The organism is Cobetia sp. 10Alg 146, assembly GCF_029846385.1.
Classification (GTDB): domain Bacteria; phylum Pseudomonadota; class Gammaproteobacteria; order Pseudomonadales; family Halomonadaceae; genus Cobetia; species Cobetia marina.
This window is the reverse complement of sequence record NZ_JARWKT010000001.1, coordinates 1-19,778: the sequence shown is the minus strand read 5'-3', so window position 1 is coordinate 19,778 and position 19,778 is coordinate 1. Positions and strand designations below refer to the sequence as shown.

Below are 19,778 nucleotides of genomic sequence, written 5' to 3'. Positions count from 1 at the left end.
ACAGGCGCGCAGGGGCGGAGCCGCCACGACCGAAATAAGGATGAGGATGCTCAGTTCAAGTCTCGAGAACGCCCAGCGCGCGCTCAACCAGCAAGCACGCCAACGCGCCCTGGCGGCAGTGCTCGGAGCCTCCCCCGCTTCCAGCCTGCCACTGCTGGCCAGTGATTCCGGCAGCGCCCCGATCCGCTATCGCAGCCAGGGCCGCACACTGCTGATCGGCAGCGAAGCGCGCCTGCGTGCCCTGTCCAGCCTGATGCTGACACTGCCCGCCACTCACTCCCTGTCACTGTCTCTGCTGATCAGCGAGCAGGACAACAGCGCTCTGGTATCCCTCGACGAGCGGCATATCACGACGAGCGAAGCACTGCCCTCCCATGCCAGCACCCGCGAGGCGCTCTCGCTGAGCGGCCATCTTGGCCATTTCACGCTGCTGTCTGGCGGGGTCAATCTGGCGCGCGCACTGCTGTCCACAGGTGCCCGACAGGTCGAGACCTTCGACCTGATCGCCGATCTGGGTCACCAGCCCCTCAATCAGGCGGAACTTCCGCCGCCGGGCTATCTGCGTGCAGAGGATACGGTGCTGGGCGAGCTGGATCGTCTCGCAAGCGACGCCAGCCTTGTCGAGAGCGGCGATCAGATCACGAACCTGACCCGTTGGGCGACAGAATTCGCCGGTCTGGTCGGCAGCTTCGACAAGCCCAATTACGTCAACGTCAATCTCGACATCTGTGCCCATTCAAGTGCGGGCAGCATCGGGTGTACACGTTGTCTTTCCTCCTGCAGCGCCGATGCCATCTTCTCCGTGGCGGGACGCCGCAACGCGCATATCGAGATCGACCCGTACCTCTGCCATGGTGCCGCCAGTTGCGTGAGTGCCTGCCCGACCGGCGCGCTGAGCTTTACCCAGCCGCCACTCGAACAGCGTCTCGAACAGATCCAGCGTCTGCTTGAGCGCTATCAGGATGCAGGGGGCACGCAGCCGATACTGCGCTACCGCCTCGAGTCTGCCAGTGACCGCCACTCGCCGTTGGCACCTGAGGATCAGGAACGCTGCCTGGACATTGCACTGGATGAAATCAGCGCCACCGGGCACGACGAGTGGCTGGCCGCGCTGGCGCTGGGCGCCACCCAGGTCATCGTCGAACTGCCTCGGACACTGCCTGCCGGTCAGCACCAGCAACTCGAGCAGGAACAGCGTCTGTGCAATGCGTTGCTGGAAAGCATGCAACTGGCCACGGACACCCAGGGCTCCCCCCGTCTCGTGCTGATCACCGAGTCCGCCGTGCCGGCCTCGCCCATGACGCTCGTCAGTCCGCTCTGCATCGCGCTGGCGCCCGGTGCCGATCGCGAAGAAGACGGCCAGCCGGGCCTGCCGATCGCGCGTGACTGGCTGTTGGGTCAACCGGATGCCCGACCCGGCAAGCGTGAGCGCCTGAATCGTGTACTGGATCACCTGGCCACGCTGGCCGCCGCTGACCTGGCGCAGACCGCCGTCGAGGTGCCTGCCGGTGCGCCCTTCGGCGCGATTCAGGTCGAAAGCGACGGCTGCACCCTTTGTCAGGCCTGCGTCGCGGTCTGCCCGACCAGCGCACTGTCCGCCAACCGCACCTCTCCGGCACTGTCCTTCACCGAGGGAGATTGCGTGCAATGTGGCCTGTGCGAGCAGTCATGCCCCGAGAGCGTCATCACTCTGACGCCGGGCTTTTCCGCACAACCAGAGGTGCGCCGTGAACCGCGCCTGCTCAAGCAGGACACGCCGTTCCCCTGCATCAGCTGCGGCACCCCGTTCGGCTCCACCGCCACCATCACGGCGATGCAGACCAAGCTGGCCTCCCACGCCTATTTCCAGGGTGACGGTGCGCTGCGCCTCAAGATGTGCAGCGATTGCCGCGTGAAGGATATCTGGCACGAAATGGCCCGCAATCCCGATGCTCAACTCAAGGTCTGAGTCCATGCCTTCAAGTGATGACACTGATATGACACCTGATGATGGATCGCTGATCAGCCACAGTGCCGAGCAACAGGCACTGCGGGCCGATCTCTACCGCCTGCTGGCTCGCCTGCTGCGGGCAGCGCCCGATCAGCCACTTATCGACTTCCTGGCGGCGCTGGAGCCTGAGGCCATCACCATGCCCGGCGCGGATCAGCAGCAACTGCCCAGGGCGCTGGCCTCGCTGTCTCTCTCGGCGCGGGTCAGTGACCCTCGACGACTGGAGGATGAGTATTTCCAGGCTCTGGTCGGGGTCGTGCAGGGCGAAGTGGTGCCGTATGCCAGCTGGTACCTGACCGGCTCATTGATGGAAATGCCGCTGGTGGCACTGCGCCATGACCTCAAGCGCCTCGGTTTCGAGCGCGAAGCCGACGTTCGCGAGCCGGAGGACCACCTGGGGGCTCTGTGCGAGGTCATGGCCATGCTGATCGAGGAGCTGCCCGGCGAACAGGTCAACTTCTTCCGTCAGCATCTGGCGAACTGGGGTGAGCGTTGCTGTGCCGACCTTGCGCGCCGCAAGAGTCCTTTCTATGCCGCGGTTGGCTATCTTGGCCAGGCATTTCTGGCAGCCGAACGACGCAATCTCGGAGAGGCTCCCCAACCGACAGCCTCATTGGCGGACGTCGCAAGCCAAGACACCACTGGCTGGCAAGGCATACAACTTCCCCAATCGTGAGACCGACAGACACGAGCCGGACAGCACCCACAGCCCCGGCACACGCCATGGCCAGTGCTGGGGCTGATGCAAGACCCTGATGCAAGACCTGAAGCAAGACCGTGAGACACCCTTCAAGCGACAACGGATTCAGCGACGTTCGCCTTGAACATGACATGTCAGACAGGAGATCAGCATGAAGACTGATGACAACACGCAAGGCCAGGAACTGGCTCGTCAGGGCCGCCGCAAGTTCCTGAGGGTACTGGGAGCCAGCACCGTCGGGGCGGCAGCCGCTGGAACGCTGGCCGGGGCCGTCATCCCGGATCAGGCCGCGCCACAGGACGGCAAGACAGCAGACAGAGTGACCGACAACTATCGCGAGACGGATCACGTGAAGGCGTTCTACGCCACTCTGCGAGATTGACCTTCTGTCGGTTACGTCTCCATAGGGGAATCTGCCAGTGGCAACGCCGCCACCGCCAGTTCCTCCGGGAGAGTACAGACTCGCCTGACGGCGTGACCGATCAGAGACACAAAGGGCAGCGTGGAGTTCACTCCAGCCGCCATTGACAGCGACAAGACGGCACAGGGGCTCGCTGGCGAACGCCAGAAGAGCCACCTGAAGAACCGCCACTCCCGACACGGCCACCTGACCCGCCCAAGCGGTGCATGTCGTGTATCGGGTGATGAGGAGAAAGATGTCATGCGACTGACCCCCACCCCCTCCAGCACGGAGAGTACGGGACTCGGCATCAACCGCCGCCAGTTCCTGAAGCGCAGCGGTGTTGCAACCGGCGGCCTTGCCGCGGCCAGCTTCATGGCCACCCCGATGATGAAGCGTGCCGAGGCCAAGACGGAAGTCTCACAGGCACCTGTCGAGACCAAGCGCACGATCTGTTCCCACTGCTCCGTGGGCTGTGGCGTCTATGCCGAAGTCCAGGAAGGCGTCTGGACCAAGCAGGAACCCGCCTTCGATCACCCCTTCAACCGCGGCGCGCATTGTGCCAAGGGCGCCTCGCTGCGTGAGCATGGTCACTCTGATCGTCGTCTGAAGTATCCGATGAAGCTCGAAGGCGGCAAGTGGAAGAAGCTGTCCTGGGAGCAGGCCATCGAGGAAGTCGGCAACAAGGTACTGGAGCTGACCGAGCAGCATGGCCCGGACAGCATCTACTGGCTCGGCTCGGCAAAGTTCAGCAATGAACAGGCCTACCTGATGCGCAAGTTCGCAGCGCTGTTCGGCACCAACAATGTCGATCACCAGGCGCGTATCTGCCACTCCACCACCGTCGCCGGCGTCGCCAACACCTGGGGCTATGGCGCGATGACCAACTCGTTCAACGACATGCACAATTGTCGTTCGATCCTGTTCATCGGCTCCAACCCCTCCGAAGCCCACCCGGTGGCGATGCAACACATCCTGCTGGCCAAGGAGCGCTCCAACGCCGAGATCATCGTCGTCGATCCGCGCTTCACCCGCACGGCAGCGAAAGCCAACAAGTACGTTCGTCTGCGTCCGGGCACCGATGTTGCCTACATCTGGGGCCTGCTGTGGCACATCTTCGAGAACGGCTGGGAAGATGAGGCCTACATCCAGCAGCGCGTCTACGGCATGGACGAGGTGCGCGCGGAAGTCGCCAACTTCCCGCCGGACGTGGTCGAGCGCATCACCGGTGTCGGTGAAGCCGACATGCTCGACGTCGCACGTCGACTGTCCCAGAACCGTCCGGGAAGTGTCGTGTGGTGCATGGGTGGCACGCAGCACACGACCGGCAACAACAATACCCGCGCCTACTGCATTCTGGAGCTGGCACTGGGCAACATCGGCAAGTCCGGTGGCGGCGCCAACATCTTCCGGGGTCACGACAACGTTCAGGGCGCCACGGATCTGGGCCTGATGTCCCACTCCCTGCCAGGTTACTACGGCCTCTCCGAAGGGGCGTGGAAGCATTGGGCCAAGGTATGGAACGTCGACTTCGACTGGATCCAGAACCGCTACGACCAGACCGAATACCACGACGGCAAGCCTATGCACACCAACGGCATCACCGTCTCGCGCTGGGTCGATGGCGTGCTTGAGGACCCGGATCGCATCTCCCAGCGCACCGCGCTCAAGGCGATGTTCTACTGGGGGCATGCCGTCAACTCCCAGACCCGTGGACCCGAGATGAAGAAGGCCATGGCCAAGCTGGACATGATGGTGGTGGTCGACCCCTACCCGACCATCGCCGCCGTCATGCACGACCGCACCGATGGCGTCTACCTGTTACCGGCCGCGACCCAGTTCGAGACCACCGGCAGCGTGACCAACTCCAGTCGCTCCCTGCAGTGGCGTGATCAGGTCATCGAACCGATGTTCGATTCCAAGCCGGATCACGAGATCATGTATCTGCTGTCCCGCAAGCTGGGCTTTGCCGACGAGCTGTTCCGCAACATCAAGGTCGAGGGCAGCGTGCCGGTGGTCGAGGACATCACCCGCGAATTCAATGCCGGGATGTGGACCGTTGGCTATACCGCCCAGAGTCCCGAGCGCCTGAAGGCACATCAGAAGAACTGGCATACCTTCGACTTCGAGACACTCAAGGCACGGGGTGGTCCCGCAAATGGCGACTTCTACGGTCTGCCATGGCCGTGCTGGGGGACGCCGGAGATGGGCCATCCAGGCTCGCCCATCCTGTATGACACCTCCAAGACGGTGGCCGAAGGCGGTGGCAACTTCCGCGCCCGTTACGGCGTGGAACACAACGGCACCAATATCCTGGCCGAGGGCTCCTGGTCAAAGGGCGCCGAGATCGAGGATGGCTATCCGGAGTTCACCGACAAGCTGCTCAAGCAGCTGGGCTGGTGGGACGACCTGACGGCCGAGGAAAAGCAGGCGGCGGAAGGCAAGAACTGGAAGACCGATCTTTCCGGTGGCATCCAGCGCGTGTGCATCAAGCATGGCTGCATGCCGTACGGCAACGCCAAGGCACGTGCCCTGGTGTGGACCTTCCCGGACCCGATCCCCAAGCACCGCGAGCCGCTGTATACCGCGCGCCGTGACCTGGTGAAAGACTATCCGACCTGGCCGGATTCCGAGTCCATCTATCGCTTGCCGACGCTCTACGCCTCCATTCAGGAGAAGGACGTCAGCGCCAAATACCCGATCACCCTGACCTCGGGCCGCCTGGTGGAATACGAAGGGGGTGGCGAAGAGACACGCTCCATCCCGTGGCTGGCCGAGCTGCAGCAGGAGATGTTCGTCGAGATCAATCCGGCGCTGGCCAATGACCAGGGCATCAAGGATGGCGACATGGTATGGGTCGAGGGTGCCGAAGGCGGCCGCGTGAAGGTCAAGGCGCTGGTCACCGAGCGAGTCGGGCCGGACGTGGTCTTCATGCCCTTCCACTTCGGGGGCCACTACGAAGGCGAGTCCCTGGAGTCACGCTACCCGGAAGGCACGGTGCCCTACGTGCTGGGTGAGTCCGCCAACACCGCGACTACCTATGGCTATGACCCCGTGACCCTGATGCAGGAAACCAAGGTCACGCTGTGCCGAGTCAGCCTCGCCTGAAGCGCGTCCCGACCCTGACTGTCGATCGCGTAAACGCCGAATCATCGAGCCAATCATATGTCGGTGATCAGAAATATCCGGCCTGTCGTCTGAGCCACTCGACGACGGGCCGTGAAGGAGAAGCAAGATGGCCCAGATGAAATTCCTGTGTGATGCAGAGCGCTGCATCGAGTGCAATGGCTGCGTGACGGCCTGCAAGAACGCCAACGAGACGGAATGGGGCATTCAGCGTCGCCGTGTCGTGACCCTGGATGACGGCAAGCCGAGCGAAGTCTCCATCTCGGTGGCCTGCATGCACTGTGACGACGCGCCCTGCATGGCGGTCTGCCCCACCGACTGCTTCTACAAGACCGATGACGGCATCGTCCTGCACGACAAGGATATCTGCATCGGTTGCGGGTACTGCCTGTATGCCTGCCCGTTCGGCGCGCCACAGTTCCCGCAGCAAGGCGCCTTCGGCGAGCGCGGAAAGATGGACAAGTGCACCTTCTGTGCCGGCGGCCCGGCCGAGAGCCCGGAAGAAGAGTTCGAAAAGTACGGTGCCAACCGCATCAGCGAAGGCAAGCTGCCGCTGTGTGCCGAGATGTGCTCCACCAAGGCCCTGCTGGCCGGTGACGCCGAGACCGTCTCCGACATCTTCCGTCAGCGCGTGGTCTATCGTGGCCATGAAGACGGCGCCTGGTCGCCGGTCGACAAGGCCAGCCATCCGGAAACCTCGGCCAACCTGACCACCAGCAGCGTTCAGCAGGCGGATCACCTGGCCTACGACGCAGCCCGCAAGGGGTAAGGAGGCGACATGCGCGCGCACTTCACAGCTTCACGGTTGACCGTCGTCGCCATGTTCCTGTGTCTGATGCTGGCCAGCCTCTGGCTGGCCCCTCAGGCGCTGGCCGCGAATCCGGACGGCGAGATCGGTCAGGCGGTCGGTACGGTGAATGCCGACACCTGGCGTCAGGTGAAAGATGGGGAAAATTCCATCGACAGTCGCCATGACTCCAACTACAGCCTGATCAACCAGAGCGGCGAGACCTGGCGCCAGATCCGCAACCGCTGGATCTCACCGGGTGGCCTGATCGCTCTGGGCGGTATGCTGGCCGTGCTGGCGATCTTCTATCTGCTGGTGGGGCGCAACGATCTGGACCACCCCCGCTCAGGCAAGTTGATGCTGCGCTGGACGGCACTGGAACGTGCCATGCACTGGACACTGGCCACACTGTTCCTCACGTTGGCCATCACCGGCATCAATCTGTTGTGGGGCAAGTTCGTGTTCCGCAATGTCTTCGGGGATGTGTTCTGGGCCAACATGATCATGGCGACCAAGGTGATCCACAACTATGTAGGGCCGCTGTTCTCGATCATGCTGATTCTGGTGCTGGCCAAGTGGCTGAAGCTCAACCTACCCAAGAAGCATGACCTTGAATGGTTCCGCCAGGGCGGCGGCATGATGAAGGGCAAGCACCCGGATGCCGGCTTCGCCAATGGCGGGGAAAAGGCCTGGTACTGGATTCTGGCAACGGTCGGCCTGGTGGTGATTGCCAGCGGCCTGGTGCTCGACTTCCCGATATTCGGTCAGACCCGTGACAACATGCAGTGGGCCAATGTCTTCCACGGCGTTGCCTCATTGATGCTGATCGCGGTGTCCTTCGGCCACATCTACATCGGTACCGCCGGCACGGAAGGTGCCTTCGAGGGCATGAAGACCGGCTACGTCGATGAAACCTGGGCCAAGCAACACCACAATCTGTGGTATGACGAGGTCAAGCAGGCCGAGGCGGCGGACCCGGCATCAGACCCCGCCACGGCACCTGACGACAGCCTGGCGCGTCAGCAACGCCCGAATTAGTCCGAGGCCAGACATCCGCTGGATGAGTGATGATTCGCCCGGTCAGGTTCGCCTGCCGGGCGTTTTGCATTGATATCGCCTCTCCCTGCCCGTCGCCCGGCCTCTCGCACCGGTTCACAGCCCTGCATTAGTTGCGTAAAGTTTCAGGTATCTGGCCTGGTCTCACCAGGCCCCCTCTACCATGAAGGCCTGCGCCATGCCGCGCCTTCTCAGGAGATTTCCATGAGCGACCCGACCCCCCAGACCGTCCAGGACCTGAACCAGCTGGACGAGCAGACCCGCACCGAGCTGGAAGCGGCCGCTTTCCGCCGTCTGCTCAAGCACCTGGATGACAACAAGGATGTCCAGAACATCGATCTGATGATCCTCGCCGACTTCTGCCGCAACTGCCTGTCCAAGTGGCTGATGGCCGCCGGCGAGGAACGCGGCGTGAGCTTCGATTATGACGCGGCGCGCGAGCACGTCTACGGCATGCCCTATTCCGAGTGGAAGACACATCACCAGGCCAAGGCGACCCCTGAGCAACTCGCAGCGCTCGAGGCTCGTCAACAAGGCAAGAAGGACTGATCATGAGCGGCAATGACGAACAGATCGGCCTCACCATCGCGGTATTGACCGTCTCCGACACGCGCACCGAGGACACTGATCGCTCCGGTGACGCCCTGGTCGAGAGCCTGACGGCAGCCGGCCATACCCTGCATGAAAAACGTATCGTCCCCGATGACATCTATCAGTTGCGCGCCGTGGTCAGCGAGTGGATCGCGGACCCGGCCGTGCAGGTCATCCTGACCACCGGCGGCACAGGCTTCACCGGACGTGATTCCACACCGGAAGCCATCCGCGTGCTGCTCGACAAGGAAATCCAGGGCTTCGGCGAGCTGTTCCGTCAGCTTTCCCATCAGGAAGTCGGCAGCTCCACGATCCAGAGCCGCTGTCTGGGCGGCCTGGCCAATCGTACCGTGGTGTTCTGCCTGCCCGGCTCTACCGGGGCCTGCAGGACAGCCTGGAACGGCATCCTCAAGGAGCAGCTCGACAGCCGTCACCGTCCCTGCAACTTCGCCAATCTGGTGATCCCGGAGCGCGGAACCCATGCCCACTGACTCCTCTTTTGCACAAGAGGCATCCCGGACGGGTCAGGCAACGACCGCCTGCGGCTGCGATAGCGTGCCGGTTGGCGCCAAGGGCCTGGCCCCTCTTTCCAGTGCCTTGTCCGCACTGCGCGAATGCTGTCCGGTAATGCCGGTAGAGCAAGTCTCTGTCAGCAAGGCCGCGGGGCGTGCCCTCGCTGAAGACGTCTACGCCGAACTGGACGTTCCTCCTGCCGACAACTCACAGATGGATGGCTACTGTGCAAGAGTGGCGGATATCGGTGATGGCGCCTGGCTGCCAATCAGCCAGCGCATCGCGGCAGGCCAGCCCACCTCGCCACTCGCCTCGGCAAGTTGTGCACGGCTGTTCACCGGGGCGGAAATCCCCGAAGGCGCCGACGTTGTGGTCATGCAGGAAGAAGTGACACTGCGTGAGAACGAAGATGGCACCACGGAAGCCTGGCTGCCCGGCCCACGGATTCCCGGCGACAATATCCGCCGACAGGGACGCGACGTCACTCGTGGCACTCGGCTGATCGCCGCTGGCACTCGCCTGGATGCCGCGATGCTGGGCCTGCTCTGTGGTCAAGGATTGAGCAGGGTCTCGGTGCGGCGCAAGGTACGAGTGGCTCTGTTTGCAACTGGCGATGAGCTGATCGAACCGGGACAGCCCCTCGAACCGGGGCAGATTTACAACTCCAATCGCGTGATGCTCAGCCAGATGCTCAGCGACTTCGGGGCTGACGTGGTGCTTGCGCCACTCAATGTGGCCGATACCTTCGAGGCCACTCGCGATGCTCTCGCGACAGCGGCAGAACAGGCCGACTTGATCGTCACCTGTGGCGGGGTCAGCGTCGGAGAGGAAGATCACGTCCGCCCTGCCATCGAGGCGCTCGGCAGCCTGGATCTCTGGCGCCTGGCCATCAAACCGGGCAAGCCACTGGCGCTGGGGCGCATCCTCAACACGCAAGGCGACTCGGTGCGTGTGGTGGGGCTACCTGGCAACCCGGTGTCGAGCTGGGTCGGTGGCTGGCTGTTTCTTCGCCCCATACTGGGCGAGATGCTCGACTGTGACGCACTGCGGACCCTGAGAAGCCTCCGGGTACGCTCCGCCTTCTCGGCCAACACCGCCATCCGTCAGGACCATCTGCGTGTCACGCTGACTCCAGCCGATGATGGCCAGCTTGAGGCTCACGCCTTCCCGGACCAGAACTCAGCCGTGCTCTCCTCATGCGTCGGCGCTGAGGCATTGGCCGTGATCCCTCCCCACGCACAGATAAGCCCCGGCGACAGTGTGGAGTGTCTATGGCTGGAGAGTTGAGTGATTTCCGCTACTGACCGGCACCCCCACCTCCTCTGACGCTGGAATGCGACAACCGAGTGACCCTCCAGCGTCATCTTGACCTTCCCTCTGAGTCCGGCACACTGACTGCTTTTATTCGTCAGCGTTCTGGCCTGCCAACCGCAGGCCAGAACGCTGGAATGTTCCGGACTCTTGAGCAAGGACATCTCAATGCCAGCCAATTCCTCGTCGCCTCGTGCGTTGTTGCGCCCACTCACCATGGCTGTGCTGCTTGCCACCGCTTCGTCATCCCTCCCGGCCTTGGCCAATGACAATGAAACGGCACCAGCCCCGGGAACATCCGTCACCGAATGGAGCTACTCGAGTGAGTCGGGCGACAGCGCCAATGGACCGGAACACTGGGGAGACCTCACCCCCGGCTACGCGGAATGCGCCAGTGGTGCCCGGCAATCACCGATCGACATCGACAGTCAGTCACGCCCTCTGGAGGAAACAGGGCCGAAGCTCGACTACCACTCGCCGCTGCTCGTCACTCGGGACACGGGGCACACCTTGCAGATCGAAGGGGCCAGCGGAAACACGATGACACTGGATGGCACCCCCTACACTCTGTCACAGGTGCATCTGCATGTGCCCTCGGAACACGCGATCGATGGCAAGCGCGCTGCCATGGAAATCCATCTGGTGCACACCACTCCAGAAGGCAAGTTGGCAGTGCTGGCCGTGTTGGTCGAGGAAGGACATGACAATCTGGCGCTCAGCCGTCTGTTGAGCCGTCTTCCACAGCGAGGACTCTCCGAGACTCTGACAAGCGGACTGTCGGCCAACCTGCTGCTGCCACGCGAGCATGCTGGCTGGCAATACTCCGGCTCGCTGACCACTCCGCCATGTTCTGAACCCGTCACCTGGTTTGTGATGAAATCACCGATCGAAGCCTCTCGGTCACAGATCGATGCCTACCTGGAGTGGCAAGGAGGGGAGAATTCTCGCCCTCTCCAACGCTGACGACACGATTTCCTCTCAAACCATGAAAACGCCACCCGACAGGGTGGCGTTTTTTTTCGTGTGCTCAGAAACATATTTCAAACGTTTAAGCAACGGACATTACTGACCAGCGAGCGCCTACTTATAAGGATATCTTAAAGTAATGCGATTTTTCGCCACGATATTAATCAGTTAGCGCCATTCCATGTACGCATCGATACGAAACCAGAACAATCATACCCAGGGAATGATCCAGATACGTCCTTGCAGCGTTCTTGAAAACACACTCCATACCGCCATGCTACCTAGGTATCAGTGGCGTAGACAGCATTCGACGTGTTGAACAAGAAATCGAGAAACACAAGAAAAACAAATCAAACGATATATAAACGCATATCATTCATGCGACAGTGCTAGAAAAATGAACCCACACATAATACTGTGTTAATCATTGATAATTAATAGAAAGTCGTAAAAGCACACAAGAAGTGCCATTGAGGACAACAATATGCCAGTCAATGCCAAGGTCGCTCCGCACGGTCAACTCGAAAGTCAGGAAGCTATCCTGCGTGAAGTCGATAACATCACCCTCAATGAAGCCTCGGATGTCAGCCTGGATCTCCATCCACGTGACGTAGAAATGATGACCCGCCAGGGGGACAACCTGCTTGTCACTCTCGAGAACGGGGATCTGGTCACGATCGAGAGTTTCTACGCCGACCCCAGCGAACTCAGTCATCTGTATCTTCAGGGTGATGAATTCGCTGGAGAAATATTCCAGGTCGGCCTTGGCGAGGCCGGTGCCAGTGGCGCAGTCCCCTTCACGAGCACTGCGACATTGACCACGGCAGAGTCTGCCCTCGCCACAGCGGCTGCGGGAGCAAGCTCTGTCGGCGCCGGGGCGGAAGCAGCCACCGGCGCAGGGGCTGGCGCCGGCATCAGTACTGCCGGACTGGTGGCAGGCGGTGTTGCAGTAGCCGCCGGCGTTGGGGTTGCCGCAGCCACTTCTGGCGATAGCGCTTCCTCTGATGCGGACACGACAGCGCCCGATGCTCCTCTTCTGAGCGACACCAATGGCATGGTCCTCAGCGGCATCAGCGAGCCCGGTGCCACTATCGAAGTCATCAATGCATCCGGTGAGATCGTGGGCACCGCGACGGCTGATGCCGATGGCAACTTTGTCGTTGAGCTGGATCCGCTGCAGGAGCCAGGCACCGAACTGAGCGCCACTGCTACCGATGCCGCTGGCAACGAAAGTGCTGTCTCCGACACCCTGCTGGTGCCGGAAGATGCCGACGTCACCGCACCGAACACGCCGACCATCGCCTCTGCCACCGACGACGTGGAAGCCGTAACCGGCACCCTCGCCGATGGCGACAGCACCAATGATGCGACGCCAACCCTGACCGGCAGCGCCGAAGCCGGCAGCACCGTCACGATCACCCACAACGGTGAAGTGATCGCTACTGTCACGGCAGATACCAATGGCAGCTGGACCTACACCCCGACGACCGCGCTGACCAAGGGCGATCAGACCTTCAGCGTCACCGCCACCGATGCCGCGGGCAACGAAAGTGCGGCGTCTAGCGAGTTCACGCTGACCGTCGATACCACTGCACCGGGTGCACCGACGCTGATCGAGTCCGATGGCACCACTGTCTCCGGCACGGCCGAGGCTGGCAGCGATGTCGTCATCACCAACAGCGATGGTCAGGACGTCGGTAGCGGCATTGCCGAGGATGACGGCTCCTTCAGCATTGTCCTGGATCCGGCACAGGAAGATGGCGAGACGCTGACGGCGACCGCCACTGATGCCGCGGGCAATATCAGCAGTGATTCAGCACCGACCGTCGTGGATACCGGTATCGATGCCACCGCGCCGAACACGCCGACCATCGCCTCCGCCACTGATGATGTGGCGGCTGTCACAGGCACCCTCGCCAATGGCGACAGCACCAATGACGCGACTCCGACGCTGACCGGCAGCGCCGAAGCCGGCAGCACCATCACGATCACCCACAACGGTGAAGAGATCGGCACCACCACCGCCGACAGCAACGGCACCTGGAGCTTCACGCCCGAGACCGATTTCGCCGATGGCGAGCATGTCTTCAGCGTCACTGCCACTGATGCTGCAGGCAACGAAAGTGCACCATCTGCCGACTTCACGCTCACCGTCGACACCGTCGCGCCAGATGCACCGGTCCTGACTGAAACCGATGGCGAGACCGCCAATGGCAGCACGGTCAACGGCAGCGCTGAAGCCGGCGGGACCGTCGAGATCTCCAACGGTGATGGCGATCTGCTGGGCTCTGGCACCGTCGCGGATGACGGCACCTTCAGCATCACACTGTCTCCAAAGCAGGAAGCCGGCGCTGAGCTGACCGCCACTGTCACCGATGCTGCTGGCAATGAAAGTGCTGTCTCCGACACACTGGTGGTGCCGGAAGATGCCGACGTCACCGCCCCGAACACGCCGACCATCGCATCTGCCACCGATGACGTGGAAGCCGTCACAGGCGCCCTCGCCTCGGGCGACAGCACCAATGATGCGACCCCGACCCTGACCGGCAGCGCCGAAGCCGGCAGCACCGTGACCCTCACCCACAATGGTGAAGAGATCGGCACCACCACCGCCGATGCCAATGGCACCTGGAGCTTCACACCCGCGACTGGCTTCGCCGATGGCGAGCACGTCTTCAGCGTCACTGCGACCGATGCCGTAGGCAACGAAAGCCCAACGTCTGGCGAGTTCACACTCACCGTCGACACCACCGCGCCGGATGCACCAGTGCTGGCCGAGACCGATGGCACCACCGTCGCGGGCACCGGCGAAGCCGGCACCACGATCGAGATCACCAACGGTGATGGCGATCTGCTTGGCACCGGCACTGTTGCCGATGACGGCACCTTCAGCGTCACGCTGTCTCCGAAGCAAGAAGCCGGTACCGAGCTGACGGCCACCGTCACCGATGCTGCAGGCAATGAAAGCGCAGCCTCTGCCGCATTGACCGTGCCGGAAGATGCCGACGTCACCGCCCCGAACACGCCGACCATCGCCTCCGCGATCGACGACGTGCCTGATGGCACCAGCACCCTCGCCTCGGGCGACAGCACCAATGACGCGACTCCGACGCTGACCGGCAGCGCCGAAGCCGGCAGCACCATCACGATCACCCACAACGGTGAAGAGATCGGCACCACCACCGCCGACAGCAACGGCACCTGGAGCTTCACGCCCGAGACCGATTTCGCCGATGGCGAGCATGTCTTCAGCGTCACTGCCACTGATGCTGCAGGCAACGAAAGTGCACCGTCTGCCGACTTCACGCTCACCGTCGACACCGTCGCGCCAGATGCACCAGTGCTGGCCGAGACCGATGGCGAAACCGCCAATGGCAGTACGGTCAATGGCAGCGCCGAAGCCGGCGGGACGGTCGATATCACCAACGGTGATGGCGATCTGCTGGGCTCTGGCACCGTCGCGGATGACGGCACCTTCAGCATCACGCTGTCTCCGAAGCAGGAGGCCGGCACTGAGCTGACGGCTACCGTCACCGATGCCGCAGGCAACGAAAGTGCTGTCTCCGACACCCTGGTGGTGCCGGAAGATGCCGACGTCACCGCCCCGAACACGCCGACCATCGCCTCCGCGATCGACGACGTGCCTGATGGCACCAGCACCCTCGCCTCGGGCGACAGCACAAATGACGCGACTCCGACGCTGACCGGCAGCGCCGAAGCCGGCAGCACCATCACTCTCACCCATAACGGTGAAGAGATCGGCACCACCATCGCCGACAGCAACGGCACCTGGAGCTTCACGCCGGCGACTGACTTCGCCGATGGCGAGCATGTCTTCAGCGTTACTGCCACCGATGCCGCGGGCAACGAAAGTGCACCGTCTGCCGACTTCACGCTCACCGTCGACACCGTCGCGCCAAATGCACCAGTGCTGGCTGAGACCGATGGCACCACCGTCGCCGGGACCGGTGAAGCGGGCACCACGGTCGAGATCACCAATGCTGCTGGCGACGTCCTGGGCTCTGCTGAGGTCGACACCGATGGCAACTTCTCGGTCGCGCTGTCTCCCGAGCAGGATGCTGGCACCGAACTTAGCGCCACCGTCACCGATGCCGCAGGCAACGAAAGTGCTGTCTCCGACACCCTGGTCGTGCCGGCAGATGCCGACGTCACCGCGCCGAATGCGCCGACCATCGCCTCCGCCACGGATAATGTGGAAGCCGTGACCGGCTCCCTCGCCAATGGCGACAGCACCAATGACGCCACCCCGACCCTGAACGGTAGTGCCGAGATTGGCAGCACCGTCACCCTCACCCACAACGGTGAAGAGATCGGCACCGCTACCGCCGACAGCAACGGCACCTGGAGCTTCACGCCGGCGACTGACTTCGCCGATGGCGAGCATGTCTTCAGCGTCACTGCCACCGATGCCGCGGGCAACGAAAGTGCACCGTCTGCCGACTTCACGCTCACCGTCGACACCGTCGCGCCAAATGCACCAGTGCTGGCTGAGACCGATGGCACCACCGTCGCCGGGACCGGTGAAGCGGGCACCACGGTGGAAGTCACGAATTCCAACGATGATGTGGTGGGCACCGCGATCGTCGATTCAGAAGGCAACTTCTCCGTTGAGCTTTCACCGGAGCAAGAAGCTGGCAGCACTCTGACAGCCACGGCAACAGATGCAGCTGGCAATGAAAGCGCAACGTCCGAGGCACTCGATGTGCCGGAAGATGCTGACGTCACAGCGCCGAGCACGCCGACCATCACCTCCGCCACAGATGATGTGCCAGCCGACACCGGCTCCCTCGCCGATGGCGACAGCACCAATGATGCGACTCCGACGCTGACCGGCAGCGCCGAAGCCGGTAGCACCGTCACGATTACCCACAATGGTGAGGAAATCGCGACAGTCACCGCCGATGCCAATGGCACCTGGAGCTTCACGCCGGCGACTGGCTTCACCGATGGCGAGCACGTCTTCAGCGTCACCGCCACCGATGCCGCGGGCAACGAAAGTGCACCGTCTGCCGACTTCACGCTCACCGTCGACACCACCGCGCCGGATGCGCCCGTTCTGGCCGAGACCGATGGCACCACCGTCGCCGGGACCGGTGAAGCCGGTACCACGGTCGAGATCACCAATGCTGCTGGCGACGTCCTGGCCTCTGCTGAGGTCGACACCGATGGCAACTTCTCGGTCGCGCTATCTCCCGAGCAGGATGCCGGCACCGAGCTGACGGCTACCGTCACCGATGCTGCAGGCAATGAGAGCCCGGCTTCCGACACACTGGTGGTCCCGGAAGATGCCGACGTCACCGCGCCGAATGCGCCGACCATCGCCTCCGCCACGGATGATGTGGCGGCCGTCACAGGCACCCTCACCGATGGCGACAGCACCAACGACGCCACCCCGTCCCTGACCGGCAGCGCCGAAGCCGGCAGCACCGTCACTCTCACCCATAACGGTGAAGAGATCGGCACCACCACCGCCGACAGTAACGGCACGTGGAGCTTCACACCGGCGACTGGCTTCACCGATGGCGAGCATGTCTTCAGCGTCACTGCGACCGATGCCGCGGGCAACGAAAGTGCACCGTCTGCCGACTTCACGCTCACCGTCGACACCGTCGCGCCAAATGCACCAGTGCTAGCTGAGACCGATGGCACCACCGTCGCGGGCACCGGCGAGGCCGGCACCACGATCGAGATCACCAATACTGCTGGCGACGTCCTGGGCTCTGCTGAGGTCGACACCGATGGCAACTTCTCGGTCGCGCTGTCTCCCGAGCAGGATGCTGGCACCGAACTTAGCGCCACCGTCACCGATGCCGCAGGCAACGAAAGTGCTGGCTCCGACACCTTGGTGGTGCCGGAAGATGCCGACGTCACCGCACCGAATGCGCCGACCATCGCATCTGCCACGGATAATGTGGAAGCCGTGACCGGCTCCCTCGCCAATGGCGACAGCACCAATGACGCGACCCCGACTCTGACTGGCAGCGCCGAGATCGGTAGCACCGTCACCGTCACGCATAATGGCGAAGTGATCGGCACGTCCACCGCCGATAGCAACGGCACGTGGAGCTTCACGCCGGAGACTGACTTCGCCGATGGTGATCACGTCTTCAGCGTCACCGCGACCGATGCCGCAGGCAACGTGAGCGCGCCGTCTGGCGAGTTCACGTTGACAGTTGATACTACCGCGCCGGATGCCCCGATTCTGTCTGAGACCGATGGCGAGACCGCCAACGGCAGCACCGTCAATGGCAGCGCCGAGGCCGGGGGGACCGTCGAGATCACCGATGTCGATGGCGTTGTGCTTGGCACCGGCACTGTTGCCGATGACGGCACCTTCAGCATCACGCTGTCGCCGAAGCAGGAAGCCGGCACCGAGCTGACCGCCACCGTCACTGACGCCGCGGGTAACGAAAGCTCTGTCTCCGACACCCTGGTGGTGCCGGAAGATGCTGACGTCACAGCGCCGAGCACGCCGACCATCGCCTCCGCCATCGATGATGTGGAAGCCGTCACAGGCACCCTCGCCGATGGCGACAGCACCAATGATGCGACCCCGACCCTGACCGGCAGCGCCGAAGCCGGCAGCACCGTGACCCTCACCCACAACGGTGAGGAAATCGCGACTGTCACGGCAGATACCAATGGCAGCTGGAGCTTCACACCAGGCACTGAATTCGCCGATGGCGAGCACGTCTTCAGCGTCACCGCGACTGATGAAGCCGGCAACGTGAGCGCGCCGTCTGGCGAGTTCACGCTGACGGTTGATACCACTGCGCCGGATGCGCCGATTCTGTCCGAGACCGATGGCGAGACCGCCAACGGCAGCACCGTCAATGGCAGCGCCGAGGCCGGGGGGACCGTCGAGATCACCGATGTCGATGGCGTTGTGCTTGGCACCGGCACCGTTGCCGATGACGGCACCTTCAGCATCACGCTGTCGCCGAAGCAGGATGCTGGCACCGAGCTGACGGCTACCGTCACTGATGCTGCAGGCAATGAAAGCGCAGCCTCTGCCGCATTGACCGTGCCGGAAGATGCCGACGTCACCGCCCCGAACACGCCGACCATCGCATCTGCCACCGATGACGTGGAAGCCGTCACAGGCGCCCTCGCCTCGGGCGACAGCACCAATGATGCGACCCCGACCCTGACCGGCAGCGCCGAAGCCGGCAGCACCGTGACCCTCACCCACAATGGTGAAGAGATCGGCACCACCACCGCCGACAGTAACGGCACGTGGAGCTTCACACCGGCGACTGACTTCGCCGATGGCGAGCATGTCTTCAGCGTCACTGCCACCGATGCCGCGGGCAACGAAAGTGCACCATCTGCTGACTTCATCTTGACCGTCGACACCACCGCGCCGGATGCACCGGTCCTGACTGAAACCGATGGCACCACCGTCGCCGGTACCGGTGAAGCGGGCACCACGGTGGAAGTCACGAATGCCAACGATGATGTGGTGGGCACCGCGATCGTCGATTCAGAAGGCAACTTCTCCGTTGAGCTTTCACCGGAGCAAGAAGCTGGCAGCACTCTGACAGCCACGGCAACCGATGCGGCCGGCAATGAAAGCACAGTGTCCGAGGCACTCGATGTGCCGGAAGATGCTGACGTCACAGCGCCGAGCACGCCGACCATCGCCTCCGCCACGGATGATGTGGAAGCCGTGACCGGCACCCTCGCCTCCGGCGACAGCACCAATGACGCGACCCCGACTCTGACTGGCAGCGCCGAGATCGGTAGCACCGTCACCGTCACGCATAATGGCGAAGTGATCGGCACGTTCACCGCCGATAGCAACGGCACGTGGAGCTTCACGCCGGAGACTGACTTCGCCGATGGTGATCACGTCTTCAGCGTCACCGCGACCGATGCCGCGGGCAACGAAAGTGCACCGTCTGCCGACTTCACGCTCACCGTCGACACCACCGCACCGGATGCACCGAGCCTTGCGCTCACCGCCGACACCAACGTCGCGGACGATGGCATCACCAGCAACGGGGAAGTCACCGTCAGCGATCTGGAAGCCGACGCTACCTGGGAGTACACCACCAACGGTGGCACGACCTGGGTCGATGGCACGGGGGCTACATTCACTCTCGCCGAAGGCAGCTATGCCGATGGCACGGTGCAGATCCGTCAGACCGATGTCGCCGGCAACGTCAGCGACGCCGTGAATCTGGGCGCCGTCACCGTCGATGCCACCATCGCGGCACCGAGCCTTGCGCTCACCGCCGACACCAACGTCGCGGACGACGACATCACCAGCAATGGTGAGGTCACCGTCAGTGGTCTCGAGACCGATGCCACTTGG

At 62.9% G+C, this 19,778-nt stretch carries 11 protein-coding genes; all 11 read left to right on the top strand.

The annotated features are described in order from the left end of the window. Positions 1 to 46 precede the first annotated feature (46 nt). Positions 47 to 1,948, top strand: a complete 1,902-nt coding sequence (locus QD172_RS00055; protein WP_279854510.1) for a 4Fe-4S dicluster domain-containing protein — start codon at positions 47 to 49, stop codon at positions 1,946 to 1,948. Positions 1,949 to 1,976: 28 nt separating this feature from the next. Continuing rightward, positions 1,977 to 2,666, top strand: a complete 690-nt coding sequence (locus QD172_RS00050; protein WP_176493876.1) for a molecular chaperone TorD family protein — start codon at positions 1,977 to 1,979, stop codon at positions 2,664 to 2,666. A gap of 175 nt (positions 2,667 to 2,841) precedes the next feature. Then, on the top strand, positions 2,842 to 3,072 hold the full coding sequence (locus QD172_RS00045) for a hypothetical protein (protein WP_077376618.1): 231 nt from the start codon (positions 2,842 to 2,844) through the stop codon (positions 3,070 to 3,072). A 279-nt stretch (positions 3,073 to 3,351) separates the two neighbouring features. Further along, entirely contained in the window at positions 3,352 to 6,198 is a 2,847-nt protein-coding gene (locus QD172_RS00040) for a molybdopterin-dependent oxidoreductase (RefSeq protein WP_077376621.1), read from the top strand. A gap of 127 nt (positions 6,199 to 6,325) precedes the next feature. After that, complete coding sequence (fdh3B, locus tag QD172_RS00035; RefSeq protein ID WP_084208727.1) at positions 6,326 to 6,985, top strand: formate dehydrogenase FDH3 subunit beta; 660 nt, start codon at positions 6,326 to 6,328, stop codon at positions 6,983 to 6,985. A 51-nt stretch (positions 6,986 to 7,036) separates the two neighbouring features. Next, a complete protein-coding gene (locus tag QD172_RS00030) occupies positions 7,037 to 8,041 on the top strand; it encodes a formate dehydrogenase subunit gamma (RefSeq protein ID WP_240499745.1) in 1,005 nt (334 codons plus the stop codon). A gap of 222 nt (positions 8,042 to 8,263) precedes the next feature. Then, the gene (locus tag QD172_RS00025) at positions 8,264 to 8,608 is read left to right on the top strand and encodes a DUF1244 domain-containing protein (protein WP_077376629.1); all 345 of its coding nucleotides are present in this window, start codon (positions 8,264 to 8,266) and stop codon (positions 8,606 to 8,608) included. A gap of 2 nt (positions 8,609 to 8,610) precedes the next feature. Continuing rightward, the gene (moaB, locus tag QD172_RS00020; protein ID WP_136937849.1) at positions 8,611 to 9,141 is read left to right on the top strand and encodes a molybdenum cofactor biosynthesis protein B; all 531 of its coding nucleotides are present in this window, start codon (positions 8,611 to 8,613) and stop codon (positions 9,139 to 9,141) included. Further along, positions 9,131 to 10,450, top strand: coding sequence for a gephyrin-like molybdotransferase Glp (gene glp, locus QD172_RS00015; protein ID WP_279854508.1), 1,320 nt, complete (start codon positions 9,131 to 9,133; stop codon positions 10,448 to 10,450). Before moaB ends, glp begins: the two co-directional genes overlap by 11 nt. A gap of 192 nt (positions 10,451 to 10,642) precedes the next feature. Further along, entirely contained in the window at positions 10,643 to 11,437 is a 795-nt protein-coding gene (locus QD172_RS00010; RefSeq protein WP_084208731.1) for a carbonic anhydrase family protein, read from the top strand. A gap of 487 nt (positions 11,438 to 11,924) precedes the next feature. Further along, positions 11,925 to 19,778, top strand: a 7,854-nt coding sequence (locus tag QD172_RS00005) for an Ig-like domain-containing protein (protein WP_279854506.1), incomplete at its 3' end; no start/stop codon positions are given.